The organism is Providencia rustigianii DSM 4541 (assembly GCF_000156395.1).
In the GTDB taxonomy this organism is placed as follows: domain Bacteria; phylum Pseudomonadota; class Gammaproteobacteria; order Enterobacterales; family Enterobacteriaceae; genus Providencia; species Providencia rustigianii.
Genome location: NZ_GG703818.1, coordinates 582,723 through 601,593, shown reverse-complemented (window position 1 = coordinate 601,593; position 18,871 = coordinate 582,723). Strand labels below are relative to the sequence as shown.

Sequence of the window (18,871 nt, the reverse complement as noted above, 5' to 3'; positions counted from 1 at the left end):
CACCCAGAAGGTAGGGGGTGTTTGCTAGAAATAAATTATTTTAAAATATTAGGCGCTATGGGTGTTAAAGGGAAGAGATCGCGATCACGAACTCGGCGCCTATGCGTGTAAAACCTTGTATATTGTTAGTTCTAGAGGGATTAGCTGATAAGATTACTCTTCGTCAAACCCACTCTCGAACAGCTTAATGATTGCAGATAATGCCGATTCTTCATCGGGTCCACTAACCTCAATATCAATTTTACTACCCTGTTCTGAGTCTAACATCAACATAGCAATAACGCTATCCGCCTCCGCCTCAATTTGACTGTCATTTTTTAAAATAACCCTAGAGTTAAATTTTTTAACTAAATCATAGAGAAGCATTGCAGGCCTAGCATGCATGCCCAAGCGATTTTTAAGCGTGATAGTCGCTTTGGCTGTCATTACTTACGTTTTTCTAATGTTCTGTGGCGAGACTGCACATTTTTCCCTCTTGAGCGGAAATAGTCAGCCAGTTGTTCTGCCACATACACCGAACGGTGCTTTCCTCCCGTACAGCCAATGGCGACAGTGAGGTAACTACGATTATTGGTTTCTAACATCGGTAGCCACAATTCAAGGTAGCTACGCGTCTGATAAATAAAGTTATGCACTTCAGTGTGTCGGTCTAAGAATGCCGCCACAGGACGGTCAAGACCAGTCATTGGACGTAATTTAGGATCCCAGTGTGGGTTAGGTAAAAAACGTACGTCAAACACGTAGTCGGCATCAATAGGAATACCATGTTTGAAACCAAAGGATTCAAACACCATGGTAAGCTCACGTTCTCGTTTGCCCATTAAGCGAGTTCTTAGCATCTCTGCTAACTCGTGTACCGACATTTCAGAGGTATCAATAACTAAATCGGCACGGGAGCGCAGTGGCTCTAACAGCTCGTTTTCTTCATCAATCGCACTTTCTAATGATAAGTTTTTGCTAGAAAGTGGGTGTAATCTGCGTGTATCACTATAACGGCGAATTAAGGTGTTGCGATCCGCATCCAGAAATAATAATTGCGGCGAGAAGCTTGATGGTAGTCTATCAATCGCTTCTTCGAAAACCTCTGGGTTATCCGGCATGTTACGCACGTCAATGCTCACCGCCGCTGAAATATTACGATCAGCGAGTGAATTAGCTAACTCCGGCAGTAGTACAACCGGTAGGTTATCCACACAATAGAAACCCATATCTTCCAGCGCGCGTAAGGCAACGGATTTTCCCGAACCGGAACGGCCGCTGACAATCATCAGCACCATGAGCTAACTCCCTTCTGTATCTTTAGGATCTGTATCTTAATGATCGATTTCTAACTGATCACCCAATTGTGATTATCGAGCACATCGAATTCTTTTTTGTATTTCGCCGTGTTTATGATGCCTAAGATGGGAAATCATAACAATTTCATCATCCTAGCACCAACACATATAAACAATAACCTACTCTACAATTATATTATATAACTCGTCATCACTTTGTGCTGAACGCAGACGTTTACATAATGTTTTATCCGCTAACTTTTTAGCGATTAAGGATAATGTATGCAAATGTGTTTTACACTGATCTGATGGAACGAGTAATGCAAAAAGTAGATCGACAGGTTGGTTATCAATAGCATCGAAAGAGATTGGCTCTTCTAAATGCAAAAATACGCCAACAGCGCGAGCATTTTCGCCTTCATTTAGCTTTCCATGAGGAATCGCAATTCCCCCGCCAATCCCCGTGGTTCCTACTTTTTCTCTGGTTAATAACGCTTCAAATACCGTATTTTCCGGCAATTCCAATTCAGCGGCAGCCAGTTCACTAATAATCTCTAGTGCTCTTTTCTTGCTCGTGCAGATGAGATTATTACGAGTACAACTTGCAGATAAAACATCGCTTAATTGGATTTCTATATCACTGTTCATTTTATTGTTCACTTAGGACTACAAAACCAGATGATGTATGCCATCATCTGGTTTAGAACATTAATCAATCAATAGATTGAAAATATGTATTAGTGTTGTCTCAGTTTTTCTTTATGTTTGGTTAATTGGCGGGAAAGTTTATCCACCAGTAAGTCGATTGCAGCGTACATGTCATTCTCTTCCGCCGTTGCGTGGAGTTCTGCACCATTGACTTGCACGGTAGCCTCAGCAATTTGCTGAACTTTCTCAACTTTCAGAACAACTTGGATACTGTTAATACGGTCAAACAATTGCTCTAATTTCTTGAGTTTTTTATCAACAATTTCGCGCAATGCAGGTGTAACTTCAATATTGTGCCCAGTAATCTGAAATTCCATACAATCTTCCTTATATTATCAATTAAACCAACTGCTTACGTTGATTTGATGGCGGAATAGATAACGACTCACGATACTTAGCAACAGTTCGACGGGCAACTTGAATACCTTGTTCAGCCAGCATACTCGTCAATTTACTGTCACTCAATGGTTTTGCTGGGTTTTCAGCAGCAACCAGTTTTTTCACCAGCGCACGAATGGCGGTTGAGGAGGCTTCTCCTCCGGTGTCGGTACTCACATGGCTGGAGAAAAAATACTTCAACTCAAAAATTCCCCGTGGACTATGGAGAAACTTTTGAGTTGTCACTCTTGAGATAGTCGATTCGTGCATATCCACTTGATAGGCTATATCTGCCAAAATCATCGGTTTCATATGCTCTTCGCCTAACTCAAAGAATTCTTGTTGTTGTTCTACAATACAAGTCGCCACTTTTAGCAGAGTCTCATGACGGCTCTCTAAGCTCTTAATCAGCCATTTTGCATCTTGTAAGTGACTGCGAATATACTGGGAATCACTTTCATTGGCTGAATTATTAACCATTGATGCATAATGATTATTGATACTTAGTTTAGGAATGCTATCTGTATTTAACTCAACTTGCCAGTGCCCACTGACTTTTTTCACCAGCACATCAGGAATAACATATTCCGATTCACCCGTATTGATGGATTGACCCGGTTTGGGATTGAGTGTCAGAATCAGGTCAATTGCTGTTTTTAAAGCGTCTTCTTTGAGGCGAGTGAGCTTACTTAGTTGCCTAAAATCACGGTTGGCGAGCAAATCAATATGATCGCTAATAATCACACGAGCTTCTTGTAACCCAGCGGTTTCCTTAGGATATAAAGATAGCTGGATCAACAAACACTCTTTGAGATCTTGAGCCGCCACACCAAGGGGATCAAAGTGCTGGATACGTTTTAAGACAGCCACGACTTCTTCTAAGCTAATGTCGGGATCATCGATACCTTCATGGATTTCACTAATGGTATTGGTGAGGTAGCCCGATTCGTCGATGGAATCAATGATGGACGTCGCGATGGCTCGGTCGGTATCAGTAAATGGTGTTAAATTTGCCTGCCAAATTAAGTAATCTTGCAGGGTTTGCGTCGTTTCCCCTTGATAAACAGGAAGCTCATCAAAACTGTAGTCATTACTGGTTCCCGATGGTGTGCCAGCGGTATAAATCTCATCCCAATCGGCGTCTAAAGGAAGTTCATCGGGGATATCATTTTTTTCGAGGGCATCTTTGGTATCGATTTCGCTGCTGTCAGTATGACTACTTAAGATATCGAGGTTGTCCAGCTCAGGGGATTGTTCTTCTTGTTCAAGTAGCGGATTTGTTTCAAGAGCAAGTTGGATTTCTTGTTGCAGCTCGAGTGTAGACAGTTGCAACAGACGAATGGCCTGCTGCAATTGCGGTGTCATTGCAAGTTGTTGACTGACTCTGAGCTGTAAACTTTGCTTCATGAATGTGCTTTATTCTCCATTACAACCCACACAACCAATATCATAGCAATCAACGATACGGCTAAAGACGAAAAGACTTTCTGGACTACAGTCTGAAACCTTCCCCTAAATACACACGTTTAACCTGTTCATTTTCAAGGATCATCTCTGGAGTACCATGGGCAATCAGGTGTCCTTGACTCACAATATAAGCTCTTTCACAAACATCGAGAGTTTCACGAACATTATGGTCGGTGATTAATACGCCTAATCCATAATCTCGTAAATGCTGGATAATTTTTTTGATATCCAACACTGAAATTGGGTCAACCCCTGCAAATGGCTCATCCAATAAAATAAACTTTGGATTAGCAGCCAGTGCTCGTGCGATTTCTACTCGGCGGCGTTCACCACCAGAAAGTGACTGACCAATATTGTCACGCAAGTGAGTAATACTGAACTCTTCCATTAGCTCTTCAGCGCGATCTTTTCGTTGCTGAGAATCTAAATCAGAGCGGATCTCTAATACCGCCATCAGATTGTCATAGACACTTAGGCGACGAAAGATAGAGGCTTCTTGAGGAAGGTAACCAATCCCGCGACGCGCACGTTCGTGCAGAGGCAGCAAACTAATATCTTCCCCATCGATTAAAATTTTACCTGCATCCCGCTGAACAATCCCGACGACCATATAAAAGGTAGTGGTTTTACCTGCACCGTTTGGGCCTAATAGACCAACGATTTCACCTGATTTAACTTCCAGGCTAACATCTTCAACAACGTTGCGTTTTTTATAGGATTTAGCCAGATGCTCTGCGGTTAATGTTGCCATGACAATTATTTACTCTTACTGGTTGATGAACCTTGTGCGGCCGGACCTTTTTCTTGTAACTGTGCAGGTAACAAGACGGTGGTTACGCGCTTACCTTTATCACTGAATGCTTCCATTTTTTGAGTTGGAACCACATAGGTAATTTTATCGCCTTTAATATTGCTATCGAGCTGCTCGAGATAAGCGTCGCCAGTTAACGTTACAAGTTGCTGATCAACTTCATAGCGTGCTTTTGATGCGTGACCTTTAATTGGCTTACCATCATCTTGTAGCTGAAAGAATGTGACTGGCGTACCGAAAGCTTCAATGACAATTTTATCTGAATCGCTACTTGGGCGAGTGACAACCACTTTATTTGCACGGATATCAATAGAGCCCTGTTTGATCACCACGTCATCAGTAAATGTGGTGACATTTTTTTCTAAATCAAGGGATTGCTTAACCGAGTTGATTGTCATCGGTTGCTGAGTATCAGTTTTCAGTGCCATTGCCGGCAGACTTAGAGCTAACATTGCGCTAGCAATAGCTCCTTGAATAAAACGTTTCTTAGTGACTGGATTCATTTTGTTGCTCTTTCGGTTGTAACTCATATTGAGTTTTAACATCTTCAATTAATTCAGCGGTTCGACTGCGAAGATTCCCGCGCATTTTTAAGCCCGTTGAATTTAGCCCTTGCCCGATAATGGTGACTTTATCGTCAGATGAAACATCTTGTGTCACGAGGTTGACGACGGCATTATCCGTTAGAACACGCTGGATTTGTGACTCCTGAGTCAAGCTATCAACCTGAACATCACTATAAAGATAGAGTACACGCTCTTTGGTTAATCTTGCTTTTATCGACTTAACGGTCCAAGTCGGAACCCCTGCATCGTTATAGGTTGTTAATACTGGGTTCGTAAACCAAGTAATTTTCCCACTGGTATAATTATCTACTTTCTTGGCGGCGAGTTTATACGCTAAATCACCCATCGGATTATAGACGAAAGTTACTGAATCATCAGTTTGATAATTAGGTTGCCCGTCATTTATTTCGGTACCTGCTACTTGGAGGTCATCTTGCCCGGTAAAGTTCCAGCCAATAAGCCCTAAAGCTATCAGGGATAAAATAAGGATTAACCACTTCTTCGCGTTACTCATGAATGATATCTATTCTTTAAATCGATAAGCCTTTAGCTTCGTCTAGTTTATTTTGAGCTAGCAAGATCAGGTCGCATAGTTCACGTACAGCGCCTTTTCCGCCACCAATACGAGTGACATAGTCTGCTTTAGGTAACAATAGGGGATGCGCATCAGCTACAGCCACAGATAACCCAACTTTTGCCATCACAGGCCAGTCAATTAAGTCATCGCCGATATACGCCGTTTGCTCTTCAGTTAACTGTAGTGTATCTAACAGTTCACGATACGCCAAAAGCTTATCGCTTTGTCCTTGGTAAAGATATGTAATACCCAATGTTTTGGCTCTATCTTCAAGGAGTTTAGCTTTGCGTCCAGTGATAATCGCAACCTCGATTCCCGAGGTTAATAAGCAGCGGATACCATAGCCATCACGCACATTAAAGGCTTTCAGCTCTTCACCATTATTACCCATAAAAATTAAGCCATCGGACATCACGCCATCGACGTCACAAATTAACAGTTTAATTTTGGCTGCTTTTTCTATCACAGAATTGGCCACTGCCCCATAGCAAGTATTCTGATAATTAGCGTTCATATCATTTCCTTTATTTATACAACCCCTGCTTGCAGCAGATCGTGCATATGAAGAACACCCACTAATTTGTTGCCGTCAGCGACTAACAGTGAAGTAACATGTCGAGATTGCATAAGATTTAGTGCTTCAACAGCCAGCATACCCGGGGCAACTCGAATACCACCTGGAGTCATTAAATCGGCAATTTTGGCGTTATTGAGGTCAATGCCCATATCAAAGATACGGCGTAAATCCCCATCGGTGAAAATACCTTCAATATTCATGTCATCGCCACAAATAACGGTCATACCTAGTTTTTTGCGAGTGATTTCAATTAAGGCTTCACGTAAAGAAGCACTTTTAGAAATATGCGGGATATCATCACCAGTACTCATTAAATCACGAACTAATAATAAAAGTTTGCGTCCAAGTGCGCCCCCTGGATGTGACAGGGCAAAATCATCTGCTGTAAAGCCTCGTGCAGTTAATAATGCAATGGCTAATGCATCTCCCATTACTAGGGTTGCAGTGGTGCTGGTGGTCGGTGCTAAACCTAACGGACAAGCTTCTTGTGGTACTTTGATGCACAGATGAATATCCGCATATTTTCCCATGCTGCTTTCTGGGTTATTGGTCATGCAGATTAATGGCACTTTAATGCGTTTAAGTACTGGAAGCAGAGCTAAAATTTCCCCTGATTCCCCTGAATTTGAGATCGCTAATACAATATCTTTATCGGTGACCATACCAAGATCACCATGACTTGCTTCTCCGGGATGAACAAAAAATGAAGGTGTTCCTGTACTCGCAAGTGTTGCTGCGATTTTTGTTCCAATATGCCCTGATTTTCCCATCCCCATAACGACAACTTTGCCTTGGCAAGAAAAAATTTTCTGACAAGCGAGGTCAAAATCATGATTGATATATTGTTCTAGGTTTTTTAGACCTTCGCGTTCGATATGGAGAACTTCTTTACCTACTTTCTGAAAATCGATATTTGACATTTCTAGTTCCATGGGTAGTTTCGGTTGGATCAAATTAGCAAAATTGGATTGTATAACGAATACTTAGTATCAGTAAGTATTTTGTCTGCTAAGCTTTCATTAATCCTGTCAGTACAGCTAGTTATTATCTAATAAAGAGAAAAAACGTCCGAATAAATACCTAGCAGCACCGATGTCCAAAAAAATATTTTCTAGTTCGCATACTCTTGTGTTGGATAGGTAAATTTCTAAGAGCTATCTTCTATTAATTAGGTAAAATATTCGTTAACTATAGTGAAATTTAACTCATATTCATCCGAATAGTGGTTTATCTCTATTTATAGTCACATCCACCGTCATATTTTCGGCGATATAGTACTATAAATAATAGGTTGATGTGATATAGGACGATTTTGGGTTTATTTTTCTGTAAAATCCCGACTTAATTTTAAAAATCTAAGTTTGGCATATAACCGAGTTATTAAACGATGCAAGCACAGACAGACAACTTAATCGAAGTCAAAAATATGTCATTTACGCGGGGAAATAGGAAAATATTTGAGAATATTAATCTAACAGTACCTCGCGGTAAGATCACGGCGATTATGGGGCCTTCAGGGATCGGTAAAACGACATTATTACGCCTGATTGGTGGTCAGTTACGTCCTGAAGAAGGTGAAATATGGTTTGATGGCGACAATATTCCTGCGTTGTCTCGTTCTAAATTGTATCAATCACGTAAGAAAATGAGCATGCTGTTTCAATCCGGTGCGTTGTTTACGGATATGGACGTGTTTAATAATGTGGCTTTTCCATTGCGCGAGCATACGAACTTACCAGAATCATTGATTCATACGACAGTGATGATGAAATTAGAAGCGGTTGGGCTACGTGGTGCGGCACAGTTGATGCCGTCTGAATTATCGGGTGGAATGGCTCGCCGTGCAGCACTAGCCAGAGCGATTGCACTGGATCCAGATTTAATTATGTTTGATGAGCCTTTTGTTGGGCAAGACCCGATTACAATGGGTGTTTTGGTCAAGCTAATCGATGAACTCAATCAAGCACTTGGGGTTACCTGTGTCGTGGTTTCCCATGATGTTCCTGAAGTTTTGAGCATTGCTGATAAAGCTTATATTGTAGCGCAGCAGCATGTGATTGCGAAAGGAACGGGAGAAGAGCTACGGGAAAATCAAGACCCGCGAGTGAGACAGTTTATGGATGGTATTGCTGATGGTCCGGTGCCGTTTCGGTTCCCGGCTAATGACTACTCAGCTGATTTATTAGGGTAAATAAAGATGATAATAAAGGCGATAGCTGCCTTCGGACGTCGGTGGATTGAGACTTTTGCAGCGTTTGGTCGTGCGGGCTATATGCTGTTTCGTGCATTATTCGGTAAGCCTGAATTTGCGAAACAGTGGCCGCTATTAATGCAGCAGCTTTATTCAGTGGGCGTTCAGTCGCTCCTGATTGTTGCGGTATCGGGTTTATTTATTGGCATGGTTTTGGGACTTCAAGGTTATTTGGTATTAACCACATTTAGTGCTGAAGCTAGTCTTGGCATGATGGTGGCGTTATCACTGTTGCGTGAATTAGGCCCCGTTGTCACTGCCTTGCTGTTTGCGGGGCGAGCGGGATCAGCCTTAACAGCCGAAATTGGTTTAATGAAAGCAACGGAGCAAATTTCGAGTTTAGAAATGATGGCCGTCGATCCTCTAAGACGCGTAATTGCACCAAGATTTTGGGCCGGTTTTATTAGCATGCCATTATTATCCCTAATTTTTGTTGCCGTCGGTATTATTGGCGGTGCGATTGTTGGGGTGGATTGGAAAGGCATTGATCCCGGCTTCTTTTGGTCATCAATGCAGTCTTCCATTGAATGGCGATTAGATATAGTGAACTGCTTTATCAAGAGTTTAGTCTTCGCGATAACGGTGACTTGGATTGCACTCTTTAATGGTTATGATGCAATTCCAACTTCAGAAGGGATTAGCCGAGCGACAACTAAAACGGTTGTTCATGCATCGTTATCGGTTTTGGGGTTAGATTTCGTACTGACAGCACTGATGTTTGGGAACTAAGTCATGCAAAGTAAAAAAAGTGAAATATGGGTTGGTTGTTTTATGTTGTTGGCGATCGCCGCAATTGTATTCTTATGCTTAAAAGTCGCTGATTTAAAATCGATTGGGAGTCAATCAACCTATCAAGTTTCAGCTCCCTTCGAAAATGTGGGAGGCTTAAAGGTCGGTTCTCCCGTCAAGGTCGGTGGTGTGGTTATTGGGCGTGTTGCGAGTATCTCGTTAGACAAAAAGAACTATGTTCCCGAAGTGAAAATCGACTTATTGAGTGAGTACGATAATATTCCGGATTCCAGTTCTTTGTCGATTCGTACCTCAGGTTTGCTGGGCGAGCAATATATTGCGATGAATATTGGACCTGATGATGAAGATATGGGAATTGCGATTTTGAAAGATGGAGGGCGTTTAGAAGATACTAAGCCAGCCATGGTGTTAGAAGATTTAATCGGTCAGTTCTTATATAAGAGTGGCGATAGCCAAGGTACAGAGCCTGCTCAAGCCCCTGCACCGGCACATTAATTTTGGTGTTCCCTGTGAATTTAAAAGGAATAAATTATGTTTAAACGTTTATTGATGGTTGCGATGCTTGCGATTGCCCCATTTGCGATGGCAATCGACCAAACCAATCCTTATAAATTAATGGATGAGGCGGCAGATAAAACTTTTAATCGATTAAAGTCAGAGCAGCCTAAAATTAGACAGAATCCTGATTATTTGCGTACTATTGTGCGTGAAGAATTACTGCCATATGTACAGATTAAATATGCAGGGGCATTGGTATTAGGGACCTATTATAAAGGTGCAACTCCTGCACAGCGCGATGCTTATTTTAAAGCATTCGAAGCCTATCTTGAGCAAGTTTATGGTCAAGCATTAGCTATGTATCATGGTCAAACTTATAGCATTGCCCCAGAACAACCGTTAGGGGATAAAAATATTGTTGCAATCCGTGTGACGATCAATGATACCAATGGTCGCCCGCCTGTACGTCTAGATTTTCAATGGCGTAAAAACAGTAAAACGGGTTACTGGCAAGCTTATGACATGATCGCTGAAGGTGTCAGCATGATCACCACAAAACAGAATGAGTGGGGCGATATTCTACGTAAGCAAGGTATTGATGGCTTAACTCAACAGTTAGAGCGCAGTGCTCAAATCCCTATTACTTTAGAAGAGAACAGGTAATATGAGCGGTCAGCTGTCATGGGCGCAGAATGAAACAACATTAGTTATTTCAGGGATTTTGGATCGAGATTCAATATTAGGGTTTTGGGAAAAACGCCAGTCGTTACTCAGCCATATAGAGTCTATTGATGTTTCCAATTTATCCCATGTGGATTCAACAGGCTTAGCGATGTTAGTCCGCCTTAAAGGCGAATATCAATCCCAGCAGCGTCCACTGAAATTTGTGGGTATCAGCGATAACCTGAATACCTTGATTGAGCTGTATGGTGTGAAAGCTTTTCTCATCAATTAGGTCAAGTTATGTAAAAAAGAGCGCCTCTGTGTGTTTTTGTGTACCAGAGGCGTTTTCTATGGTTTAAGTGTTGTGCTGGATCTATTAGGATAGGCACCTATATTTACTATCATGAATAATCATAAGATTGAGTTATTATGGAAACCAACGAAATAAAGCAAGTATTGATGGAAAAGCTGTCTCTGGATGAAGCGATCGTGACTGGCGATGGCAGCCACTTTCAAGTCATTGCTGTGGGCAGCCTATTTGACGGCATGAGCCGTGTTAAGCAGCAGCAGGCTATTTATGCTCCGTTAATGGAATATATTGCGGACAACCGGATTCATGCGCTTTCAATCAAAGCTTATACGCCAGCACAGTGGGAGCGAGACCGTAAACTGAGTGGGCTATAAGCATTAAAATGTAAGCGAACAGTTTGTAATATTTGACACACGAGAATATCAGAATGGATAAATTTTTAGTCAAAGGACCAACCCGCCTGTCGGGGGAAGTTTCTATCTCAGGCGCTAAAAACGCCGCACTCCCAATCCTGTTCGCTGCTTTATTAGCTGAAGAGCCTGTAGAAATACAGAATGTCCCTAAGCTGAAAGATATCGATACAACGATTAAGTTACTGAGCCAACTTGGTGTCAAAATTGAACGTAATGGTTCTATTTTTGTTGATGCTAGCAATGTGACTGAATATTGTGCCCCCTATGACCTAGTGAAAACCATGCGTGCATCTATTTGGGCATTAGCTCCGCTGGTGGCACGTTTTGGTCATGGTGAAGTTTCTTTACCGGGTGGCTGTGCTATCGGCGCACGTCCTGTTGACTTGCACATTAGTGGCTTAGCACAATTAGGCGCACATATCGTTTTAGAAGACGGCTATGTGAAAGCGACCGTTGATGGTCGTTTAAAAGGCGCAGATATCGTGATGGATAAAGTGAGTGTAGGTGCAACCATCAGCATCATGACGGCAGCCACACTCGCTGAAGGTACCACGACTATTGAAAATGCAGCTCGTGAACCTGAAATTGAAGATACTGCGAATTTCTTAAACACACTCGGCGCTAAAATTACAGGTGCAGGAACTGACCGCATTGTGATTGAAGGCGTGCTGCGCTTAGGTGGCGGAGTGTATCGAGTTCTTCCTGACCGTATTGAAACAGGTACCTTTTTAATTGCTGCGGCAGTTTCTCGCGGTAAAGTTATTTGTCGCAACGCATGTCCAGATACGTTGGATGCGGTGTTAGCCAAATTACGTGAAGCAGGTGCTAAGATTGAAGTGGGTGACGATTGGATCAGTCTTGATATGGAAGGCAAACGTCCTAAAGCAGTGACTTTACGTACAGCGCCACATCCTGGTTTCCCTACTGATATGCAAGCCCAGTTCAGTTTACTGAATTTAGTCGCCGAAGGTGCAGGTATGATCACGGAGACTATCTTTGAAAACCGTTTCATGCACATTCCAGAGCTGATTCGTATGGGGGCTCACGCAGATATCGAAAGTAATACGGTATTATGTCACGGAGTTGAAAAACTGACAGGGGCACAGGTTATGGCAACTGACTTACGTGCATCAGCAAGTTTAGTGATTGCGGGCTGTATTGCGGAAGGAACCACGACGGTTGACCGTATTTATCATATCGACCGTGGATATGAAAATATTGAAGATAAATTACGTGGTTTAGGTGCAAATATTCAACGAGTTCACTCTGAAGAATAATTGAGCATAGAGCGGGTTGAATCGCTAAATTAAGAAAAGGTTGTTCTGTAGCGGAACAGCCTTTTTTATTAGAAAAATTTTAGTTGGCTGCTTGCCCTTCAGGTAATTCTTCAATGACGACATCAATATTTTTTATTTCACCATCTCGTAGGATTTGAACTGGAATTTTACTGCCAGGACGAATTTCAGCCACGTAATCCATAGTTTCTGCGGCAGAGACAGCCGGTTTACCATCTAAGGACAAAATGATATCCCCTTGAATAATACCAGATTTACCCGCAGGTCCATTTGGTGATACTTGGAAGATACGTAAACCTTGAATCTGATTAATATTGTTATTGTTTGAACGAATTTGTGGCAATTCGCGGGCAGTAATACCGATATAACCGCGGATCACTCGGCCATCACGGATTAATTTCTCCATGATCTTAGTGGCTAGAGGCGTTGGAATGGCAAAGCTTAACCCTTCGGAGTTAAGACCTTGTCCCGCGCTAAAGGAGAGGGTGTTGATCCCAACTAATTCACCTTCAGTATTAATCAGCGCACCGCCGGAGTTACCGGAGTTTATCGAGGCATCGGTTTGTAGAAAATTTTGCCTACGTGTAGAACTTAATCCAACACGCCCAGTGGCGCTGATAATACCTTGAGTGACTGTTTGTCCAAGGTTATACGGATTACCAATGGCTAAAACCACATCTCCTACATGAGTAACTCGACGCGTATTAATTGGGATCACTGGAAGATTTTCCGCATCAATTTTCAATACAGCAAGATCAGTGAGGGGATCAGAACCCACCAATAAGGCATCAAAAATAGCGCCATCCTGTAATGCGACGAGGATTTGGTCAGGGTTATCAACGACATGTTTGTTGGTAATAATATAGCCATTGGTGCTAAGGATCACTCCAGAACCCAGTGATTGTAACTCCCGCCCGGACTGGGAGAAACTGCCTTTAGAGCTACTATAAACATACACAACCGCTGGCGCGGCACGGCGCACAGCTTTATTGTAACTAACTGGCTCGCTATTGGTTTTGCCATACAGTAAGTTGGCTAACCCTTGTGGGCGCAAGGAAGGGACCGCAATAATGATAATCGAGGCGGTAACTAAACCTAGCACGACAGACAAAAGTAGCTTTTTGACCATATTAAAGGTTACCAAGGTTAGCTTGATTAGATTTATTTTATAGGTAGATACTTTGAGCATAACATAAAAAAACAGGTACAGCAGAGTGTACTGTACCTGTTTTATTGATTTAAATAGTTTTTATTAATGAATTAGTTTTTCATCAATAAATAGAGGGTTTCACCACCACGTAAGACTTTCATTGCCAGTACTGGAGGTTTGCTCTCTATGATTTTGCGGAACTGTTCGATGTTTTCGACTCGAGCATCATTCACACCAAAGATCAGGTCACCTTTCACTAAGCCAACTAATGCCGCTGGTGATTTCGGTGCTACATTGTCAATTTGAACCCCTTTAGTATTGCTAACAATCGCATTTGAGATTGTTGCACCTAATAATGATTCACTGAGTTTTTCCGCTTTTGTCGCAGAACCTTCATCGCTGTCTAGGACGACTTTCACTTCCATTGGCTTACCTGAGCGGATCAGGCCAAGGGTGATTTCTTTACCTAGTTGACTCGTTCCAATTTTGGCTCTTAATTCTGCAAAGCTATTGATTCGTTTACCATCAACAGAAACTAATACGTCACCAGATTTAATACCGGCCTTCGCTGCCGATGACTTAGGAATGACTTCGCTGACGAATGCACCACGTTGAGCATCGATATTGAACGCTTTAGCGATGTCAGAGTTCATTTCAGTACCTTTGATACCTAAGATACCGCGTTTGACTTCACCGTGTTTAATCAGTTGCTCACTCAGGCTTTTCGCCATGTTGCTAGGGATAGCAAAGCCAATACCGATGTTACCGCCGCCTGGCGCTAAAATAGCAGTGTTAATACCAATCAATTCGCCGTTTAAGTTAACCAGAGCACCCCCTGAGTTACCACGGTTAATTGAGGCGTCAGTCTGGATAAAGTTTTCTAAACCTTCCAGATTTAAACCACTACGACCAAGTGCAGAAATAATCCCTGATGTTGCAGTTTGTCCTAAACCGAATGGGTTGCCGACAGCAACAGCAAAATCTCCAACACGCAGCTTATCTGAGTCAGCGATAGAGACGGCAGTTAAGTTTTTGATATCTTTAGCATTAGATATTTTTAATAACGCAATATCTGTTTGGGGATCTTTACCGATCAGTTTGACATCAATTTCTCGACCATCGTTAAGTTGGATTTGGATTTTGTCCGCACCATCAATAACGTGGTTATTGGTTAGCACATAACCTTGAGTGGCATCGATAATGACACCAGAACCTAACCCTTCAAATGGACGTACGCTTTGTTGTTGCGATGGTGTATTTGGCCCAAAGAAGAATTTCAATTCATCTGGAATCTGTTGTGTTTGAACGCGAGTACCTGAAACGTGAATGTTAACCACTGCCGGCAGTACTTTTTCCAGCATAGGTGCCAAGCTTGGCATATTTTGACTTTGTGCAGACGTCGGTAACGTTGCAGGCAACGCAGCACTACTAATTGCAGGGATAGTTGCTAGAGTTAACCCTAAGCTCATTGCGACAGCCGTTAGAAAAAAATTTTTTCTTTTCATCATTCCGTAGATTCTCTCAAAAATAAAATATCAACTCACGATAGAAACCTCGATTAAAACATCATGAATTGAGATATTTGTTGGTCTCAAATTTAACTTAACTGAGTACTATGACTACAGATTATGCTCAAAAGTTCCCAATGCGGATAGTACTTATCCACTATTTTACATCTGTTTACATGATATTTAAGTGAAACTCGAACTTCTATACAGTTATTAAATTAACTATAAGATTTTATTCATAATTGGATGGGATATGAATGTACTGAGGGGAATCGACTGAAATATTGAATAGCCACCCGTAATGTAGGATTACGGGTAGCTGAATAGCGTAATTACTTCTCTTTTTCTTCAACTGGGCGGAATAACCCTGAAGCGCCTTCAGAATAATCTCTTGGTGGCATTTTTACCGGAGCTTGATCGTTATCAGCTTCAGATTCAGTCAAACGGTAGTTGAACGGATTATCTTGCATATCAGGCATTAACTCTGATGAGCTTTGAGCCATATGTTGATACAGCTGGCGATAGTCACGTGCCATTTTATCCAGTAATTCTGCGCTGCGAGCAAAGTGGCTGACAAGTTCTTTACGATACTCTTCGAGTTCAGTACTTTTCTTGTCTAATTCAGCCTGTGCTGTTTTTTGTTGACGAAGTTTTGGATTGCCATAACGCACAACCAATGCGCCGATGATAAAACCAACAACTAATCCTATTAGTGCATACTCCCAAGTCATGCTAACTCCTTCGTTTACTTCAATCAAAATTCACAGAAAATATTCGCCAAAAATTTAGCTCGATTACCCTAACTATACCCGTTAATGGCCAATCTGTTAATGACTAAAGAGTGGAATAATAAAGCAAAATTCCTTACTCTATGCCGAATGGTTAATCGAAAGTTAAATGATAACAGAATCTGGTTATAATAAAGGCAGTGTATATCATATAACGGTAAAAAAAACCGAAAATTTTAAGGATTATTCAGTTGATGTCGCCGATGACCCCTACTATGCGTTACCAGCAGGCAATTGCTCAAGGCAATTTTCAGCCGGACGATGTTCAAAAGCAAGCAGTCGAGCGTTTAGATAAAATTTATCAACAACTTTGCAGTGCAACACCTTGTTTTCCCAATGAGAAACCGAAAGGCTTAAAACAACGTTTTGGTCGTTTGCTCGGCAAACCATCAACAAAAAGCTGCGAGCCTGTACAAGGGTTATATATGTGGGGGGGAGTTGGTCGAGGAAAAACATGGCTGATGGATATGTTTTATGACAGCCTGCCTGGCGATCGAAAATTGCGCTTACATTTCCACCGCTTTATGAAGAAAGTGCAGGAAGATTTAATGGCATTACAAGGGCAAGAAAACCCATTAGAAACTATCGCCGATGAGTTTAAAAAACAGACGGATGTATTGTGTTTTGATGAGTTTTTCGTGTCTGATATTACCGATGCCATGATCTTAGGGACTTTGCTTGAAGGTCTATTCGCTCGTGGAATTACGTTAGTTGCTACATCGAATATTACTCCAGACAACCTTTATCGTAATGGACTACAACGGGCACGTTTCTTACCTGCCATTGAGCAAATTAAAAAGTATTGCGATGTCATGAATGTGGATGCTGGAATTGATTATCGCCTGCGTACATTGACACAAGCACATCTATTTTTATCACCAATTAATGAGCAAAACCGTCAGCACCTCGATGAAACGTTCATTAAATTAGCTGGTAAAGAGGGGCACAAAACCCCTGTATTGGAAGTAAATCATCGCCAAATGCAGGCAATTCGCTCCGCAGAAGGTGTACTTGCCATTAGTTTTAAAGTGTTGTGTGAAGAGCCTCGTAGTCAAAATGACTATATCTACCTCTCTAACTGCTATCACACTGTACTTCTGTACGATGTGCCTGTAATGGGAATGGCGGATGAGAATCCAGCTAGACGTTTCCTCGCGCTTATTGATGAGTTCTACGAGCGTAAGGTAAAATTAATGATTAATGCGCAAGTGCCGATGGAGTCACTCTATCAAGGGCAACTTTTAGCATTTGAGTACCAACGTTGCTTTTCTCGCCTACAAGAAATGCAGAGCGAAGAATATTTAAAGATCCCGCATTTATCATAGGTTTTTATCAGTACGATAAAAACAGCGTAAGTTTGGGCGTTTAATGAGCATATAACGCTGATTATCGATTCGAATGTAAAAAAAATGCATTTGGGGTCGATTTTTGTCGCTGACTTCTCTATAATCTTGCGACCCCACGTTACAGCGTTATTTTTTATTTCCCAAAAAATAACGCATTAATGCCGGCTAGGCTGCTCGAAGGGGTAGGTTTGCTGGACAATGAGTCGCGTGAACCTCTAGTAACTTTATGAACATGAGTGTTCACTCAACGTGTAACTTCAATATTGGGTAAGTTTTAATGAAAACTTTTACAGCTAAACCAGAGACCGTAAAACGTGACTGGTATGTTGTTGATGCAGATGGCAAAACTTTAGGCCGTCTTGCAACTGAAATTGCTAGCCGTCTGCGCGGTAAGCATAAAGCGGAATATACTCCGCACGTGGACACTGGTGATTACATCATCGTTCTGAATGCAGAAAAAATTGCTGTTACCGGCAAAAAACGCGAAGACAAAATCTACTATCGCCACACTGGCCATGTAGGTGGAATCAAGCAAGCAACTTTCGAAGAGATGATTGCTCGTAGTCCTGAGCGTGTGCTTGAAATCGCGGTTAAAGGCATGTTGCCAAAAGGACCTCTGGGTCGTGCAATGTACCGTAAACTGAAAGTTTACGCAGGTAATGAGCACAACCACGCGGCTCAACAACCGCAAGTTCTTGACATTTAATCGGGATTATAGCAATGGCTGAAAATCAATACTACGGCACTGGTCGCCGCAAAAGCTCATCTGCTCGTGTCTTTATTAAGCCGGGTAGCGGTAACATCACAATCAATCAACGTACACTGGAACAATACTTTGGTCGCGAAACTGCGCGCATGGTTGTTCGTCAGCCGTTAGAACTGATTGAAATGTTGGAAAAATTTGACCTATACATCACTGTTAAAGGTGGTGGTATCTCTGGTCAGGCAGGCGCAATCCGTCACGGTATTACTCGTGCACTGATGGCTTATGACGAGACTCTTCGTTCTGATCTGCGTAAAGCTGGTTTTGTTACCCGTGATGCGCGTTCTGTTGAACGTAAGAAAGTGGGTCTGCGTAAAGCACGTCGTCGTCCACAATTCTCCAAACGTTAATTTATTGCCCTCTGGGCATGAAGTTAATGAAAAAACCCGTCTTTATGGCGGGTTTTTTATTATCTATAGAAAATGGAATATTGAGTTACGAGTGAGTTTAATTAAGAATAAAAGACAAAGATGATTAATTCCACTACAGTTATGCATAGTCTTTTAATGTCATTCACATTTATTATTAATATTTAACACACTAACGCTGGAGTTAACTCTAGGTTTTTTATTCTTTGATTTATGCCTTAATTGAGTATTTAATTCTGATTTTTGATTATTCCCCCTCGAAAAACAAAATTAACCGATGATTTTCTCTGGGTTAGCCCCCTAAACTGTACAAAATCTGTTAGAATATGTCCCAGTTTTTTTATTCAATTATTTCTCGCTTTTATTTCGCGGGATGGTTGTGCTGGCTTTCAATCTGGGTAGTGAAG

The 18,871-nt window shown here is 41.8% G+C and carries 23 protein-coding genes; 10 read left to right on the top strand and 13 right to left on the bottom strand.

The annotated features are described in order from the left end of the window. Positions 1 to 153 precede the first annotated feature (153 nt). The 10 genes from npr to kdsD all read right to left on the bottom strand — a co-directional run bounded on the left by npr (position 154) and on the right by kdsD (position 7,281). Complete coding sequence (gene npr, locus PROVRUST_RS07860; protein ID WP_006814235.1) at positions 154 to 426, bottom strand: PTS phosphocarrier protein NPr; 273 nt, start codon at positions 424 to 426, stop codon at positions 154 to 156. Beyond that, positions 426 to 1,277, bottom strand: coding sequence for an RNase adapter RapZ (gene rapZ / locus PROVRUST_RS07855; protein WP_006814234.1), 852 nt, complete (start codon positions 1,275 to 1,277; stop codon positions 426 to 428). Before rapZ ends, npr begins: the two co-directional genes overlap by 1 nt. A 180-nt stretch (positions 1,278 to 1,457) precedes the next feature. After that, positions 1,458 to 1,925: a PTS IIA-like nitrogen regulatory protein PtsN gene (gene ptsN, locus PROVRUST_RS07850; protein WP_006814233.1), complete on the bottom strand. Its 468-nt coding sequence runs from the start codon at positions 1,923 to 1,925 to the stop codon at positions 1,458 to 1,460. A gap of 89 nt (positions 1,926 to 2,014) precedes the next feature. Further along, a complete protein-coding gene (gene hpf / locus PROVRUST_RS07845; RefSeq protein WP_006814232.1) occupies positions 2,015 to 2,302 on the bottom strand; it encodes a ribosome hibernation promoting factor in 288 nt (95 codons plus the stop codon). Positions 2,303 to 2,324: 22 nt separating this feature from the next. Continuing rightward, positions 2,325 to 3,770 (bottom strand): RNA polymerase factor sigma-54, encoded by a 1,446-nt coding sequence (rpoN, locus tag PROVRUST_RS07840; RefSeq protein ID WP_006814231.1) that lies wholly within the window; start codon positions 3,768 to 3,770, stop codon positions 2,325 to 2,327. An 85-nt stretch (positions 3,771 to 3,855) separates the two neighbouring features. Next, positions 3,856 to 4,581, bottom strand: a complete 726-nt coding sequence (gene lptB / locus PROVRUST_RS07835) for an LPS export ABC transporter ATP-binding protein (RefSeq protein ID WP_006814230.1) — start codon at positions 4,579 to 4,581, stop codon at positions 3,856 to 3,858. 5 nt (positions 4,582 to 4,586) lie between these two features. Continuing rightward, positions 4,587 to 5,144 (bottom strand): lipopolysaccharide ABC transporter substrate-binding protein LptA, encoded by a 558-nt coding sequence (lptA, locus tag PROVRUST_RS07830; RefSeq protein ID WP_006814229.1) that lies wholly within the window; start codon positions 5,142 to 5,144, stop codon positions 4,587 to 4,589. Beyond that, complete coding sequence (gene lptC / locus PROVRUST_RS07825; protein WP_006814228.1) at positions 5,128 to 5,721, bottom strand: LPS export ABC transporter periplasmic protein LptC; 594 nt, start codon at positions 5,719 to 5,721, stop codon at positions 5,128 to 5,130. Before lptC ends, lptA begins: the two co-directional genes overlap by 17 nt. Before the next feature lie 16 nt (positions 5,722 to 5,737). Beyond that, positions 5,738 to 6,298 carry a 3-deoxy-manno-octulosonate-8-phosphatase KdsC gene (kdsC, locus tag PROVRUST_RS07820; protein ID WP_006814227.1) on the bottom strand — a complete coding sequence of 187 codons (561 nt, stop codon included), beginning with the start codon at positions 6,296 to 6,298 and terminating at the stop codon, positions 5,738 to 5,740. 14 nt (positions 6,299 to 6,312) lie between these two features. Further along, positions 6,313 to 7,281, bottom strand: a complete 969-nt coding sequence (gene kdsD / locus PROVRUST_RS07815; protein WP_039854757.1) for an arabinose-5-phosphate isomerase KdsD — start codon at positions 7,279 to 7,281, stop codon at positions 6,313 to 6,315. A gap of 467 nt (positions 7,282 to 7,748) precedes the next feature. Here kdsD and mlaF point away from each other — a divergent pair, with 467 nt between their 5' ends. The 7 genes from mlaF to murA all read left to right on the top strand — a co-directional run bounded on the left by mlaF (position 7,749) and on the right by murA (position 12,523). Continuing rightward, complete coding sequence (gene mlaF / locus PROVRUST_RS07810) at positions 7,749 to 8,552, top strand: phospholipid ABC transporter ATP-binding protein MlaF (protein WP_006814225.1); 804 nt, start codon at positions 7,749 to 7,751, stop codon at positions 8,550 to 8,552. A 6-nt stretch (positions 8,553 to 8,558) separates the two neighbouring features. Then, on the top strand, positions 8,559 to 9,341 hold the full coding sequence (gene mlaE, locus PROVRUST_RS07805; RefSeq protein ID WP_006814224.1) for a lipid asymmetry maintenance ABC transporter permease subunit MlaE: 783 nt from the start codon (positions 8,559 to 8,561) through the stop codon (positions 9,339 to 9,341). Positions 9,342 to 9,344: 3 nt separating this feature from the next. Next, positions 9,345 to 9,857, top strand: a complete 513-nt coding sequence (gene mlaD, locus PROVRUST_RS07800) for an outer membrane lipid asymmetry maintenance protein MlaD (protein WP_006814223.1) — start codon at positions 9,345 to 9,347, stop codon at positions 9,855 to 9,857. A 36-nt stretch (positions 9,858 to 9,893) separates the two neighbouring features. Then, positions 9,894 to 10,523, top strand: coding sequence for a phospholipid-binding protein MlaC (mlaC, locus tag PROVRUST_RS07795; protein ID WP_006814222.1), 630 nt, complete (start codon positions 9,894 to 9,896; stop codon positions 10,521 to 10,523). A 1-nt stretch (position 10,524) separates the two neighbouring features. After that, complete coding sequence (gene mlaB, locus PROVRUST_RS07790) at positions 10,525 to 10,815, top strand: lipid asymmetry maintenance protein MlaB (protein ID WP_006814221.1); 291 nt, start codon at positions 10,525 to 10,527, stop codon at positions 10,813 to 10,815. A 137-nt stretch (positions 10,816 to 10,952) separates the two neighbouring features. Further along, a complete protein-coding gene (gene ibaG, locus PROVRUST_RS07785; RefSeq protein ID WP_006814220.1) occupies positions 10,953 to 11,207 on the top strand; it encodes a BolA family iron metabolism protein IbaG in 255 nt (84 codons plus the stop codon). Positions 11,208 to 11,260: 53 nt separating this feature from the next. Then, positions 11,261 to 12,523, top strand: coding sequence for a UDP-N-acetylglucosamine 1-carboxyvinyltransferase (gene murA, locus PROVRUST_RS07780; RefSeq protein WP_006814219.1), 1,263 nt, complete (start codon positions 11,261 to 11,263; stop codon positions 12,521 to 12,523). 79 nt (positions 12,524 to 12,602) lie between these two features. On the opposite strand, the gene degS is transcribed toward murA, so the two are convergent. The 3 genes from degS to zapG form a co-directional block, all read right to left on the bottom strand. Then, positions 12,603 to 13,670: an outer membrane-stress sensor serine endopeptidase DegS gene (gene degS / locus PROVRUST_RS07775; protein ID WP_039854754.1), complete on the bottom strand. Its 1,068-nt coding sequence runs from the start codon at positions 13,668 to 13,670 to the stop codon at positions 12,603 to 12,605. 131 nt (positions 13,671 to 13,801) lie between these two features. After that, a complete protein-coding gene (locus PROVRUST_RS07770) occupies positions 13,802 to 15,196 on the bottom strand; it encodes a Do family serine endopeptidase (protein ID WP_164717609.1) in 1,395 nt (464 codons plus the stop codon). A 335-nt stretch (positions 15,197 to 15,531) separates the two neighbouring features. Further along, the gene (gene zapG, locus PROVRUST_RS07765; RefSeq protein ID WP_006814216.1) at positions 15,532 to 15,930 is read right to left on the bottom strand and encodes a Z-ring associated protein ZapG; all 399 of its coding nucleotides are present in this window, start codon (positions 15,928 to 15,930) and stop codon (positions 15,532 to 15,534) included. A 251-nt stretch (positions 15,931 to 16,181) separates the two neighbouring features. Between zapG and zapE the strand changes: the two genes are divergently transcribed. The 3 genes from zapE to rpsI all read left to right on the top strand — a co-directional run bounded on the left by zapE (position 16,182) and on the right by rpsI (position 18,446). After that, positions 16,182 to 17,312 carry a cell division protein ZapE gene (zapE, locus tag PROVRUST_RS07760; RefSeq protein ID WP_039854751.1) on the top strand — a complete coding sequence of 377 codons (1,131 nt, stop codon included), beginning with the start codon at positions 16,182 to 16,184 and terminating at the stop codon, positions 17,310 to 17,312. A gap of 298 nt (positions 17,313 to 17,610) precedes the next feature. Then, positions 17,611 to 18,039, top strand: a complete 429-nt coding sequence (gene rplM, locus PROVRUST_RS07755) for a 50S ribosomal protein L13 (RefSeq protein ID WP_006814213.1) — start codon at positions 17,611 to 17,613, stop codon at positions 18,037 to 18,039. A gap of 14 nt (positions 18,040 to 18,053) precedes the next feature. After that, the gene (gene rpsI / locus PROVRUST_RS07750; protein ID WP_006814212.1) at positions 18,054 to 18,446 is read left to right on the top strand and encodes a 30S ribosomal protein S9; all 393 of its coding nucleotides are present in this window, start codon (positions 18,054 to 18,056) and stop codon (positions 18,444 to 18,446) included. The last annotated feature ends 425 nt before the right edge of the window (positions 18,447 to 18,871 follow it).

Coding starts and splice junctions, on each gene's coding strand:
- ibaG (WP_006814220.1), top strand. CDS start 10,953: ATGGAAACCAACGAAATAAAGCAAGTATTGATGGAAAAGCTGTCTCTG.
- degS (WP_039854754.1), bottom strand. CDS start 13,670: ATGGTCAAAAAGCTACTTTTGTCTGTCGTGCTAGGTTTAGTTACCGCC.
- lptA (WP_006814229.1), bottom strand. CDS start 5,144: ATGAATCCAGTCACTAAGAAACGTTTTATTCAAGGAGCTATTGCTAGC.
- npr (WP_006814235.1), bottom strand. CDS start 426: ATGACAGCCAAAGCGACTATCACGCTTAAAAATCGCTTGGGCATGCAT.
- rpoN (WP_006814231.1), bottom strand. CDS start 3,770: ATGAAGCAAAGTTTACAGCTCAGAGTCAGTCAACAACTTGCAATGACA.
- ptsN (WP_006814233.1), bottom strand. CDS start 1,925: ATGAACAGTGATATAGAAATCCAATTAAGCGATGTTTTATCTGCAAGT.
- PROVRUST_RS07770 (WP_164717609.1), bottom strand. CDS start 15,196: ATGAAAAGAAAAAATTTTTTTCTAACGGCTGTCGCAATGAGCTTAGGG.
- mlaE (WP_006814224.1), top strand. CDS start 8,559: ATGATAATAAAGGCGATAGCTGCCTTCGGACGTCGGTGGATTGAGACT.
- mlaF (WP_006814225.1), top strand. CDS start 7,749: ATGCAAGCACAGACAGACAACTTAATCGAAGTCAAAAATATGTCATTT.
- mlaC (WP_006814222.1), top strand. CDS start 9,894: ATGTTTAAACGTTTATTGATGGTTGCGATGCTTGCGATTGCCCCATTT.
- zapG (WP_006814216.1), bottom strand. CDS start 15,930: ATGACTTGGGAGTATGCACTAATAGGATTAGTTGTTGGTTTTATCATC.
- murA (WP_006814219.1), top strand. CDS start 11,261: ATGGATAAATTTTTAGTCAAAGGACCAACCCGCCTGTCGGGGGAAGTT.
- hpf (WP_006814232.1), bottom strand. CDS start 2,302: ATGGAATTTCAGATTACTGGGCACAATATTGAAGTTACACCTGCATTG.
- kdsC (WP_006814227.1), bottom strand. CDS start 6,298: ATGAACGCTAATTATCAGAATACTTGCTATGGGGCAGTGGCCAATTCT.
- rplM (WP_006814213.1), top strand. CDS start 17,611: ATGAAAACTTTTACAGCTAAACCAGAGACCGTAAAACGTGACTGGTAT.
- rapZ (WP_006814234.1), bottom strand. CDS start 1,277: ATGGTGCTGATGATTGTCAGCGGCCGTTCCGGTTCGGGAAAATCCGTT.
- rpsI (WP_006814212.1), top strand. CDS start 18,054: ATGGCTGAAAATCAATACTACGGCACTGGTCGCCGCAAAAGCTCATCT.
- mlaD (WP_006814223.1), top strand. CDS start 9,345: ATGCAAAGTAAAAAAAGTGAAATATGGGTTGGTTGTTTTATGTTGTTG.
- mlaB (WP_006814221.1), top strand. CDS start 10,525: ATGAGCGGTCAGCTGTCATGGGCGCAGAATGAAACAACATTAGTTATT.
- zapE (WP_039854751.1), top strand. CDS start 16,182: ATGTCGCCGATGACCCCTACTATGCGTTACCAGCAGGCAATTGCTCAA.
- lptC (WP_006814228.1), bottom strand. CDS start 5,721: ATGAGTAACGCGAAGAAGTGGTTAATCCTTATTTTATCCCTGATAGCT.
- lptB (WP_006814230.1), bottom strand. CDS start 4,581: ATGGCAACATTAACCGCAGAGCATCTGGCTAAATCCTATAAAAAACGC.
- kdsD (WP_039854757.1), bottom strand. CDS start 7,281: ATGTCAAATATCGATTTTCAGAAAGTAGGTAAAGAAGTTCTCCATATC.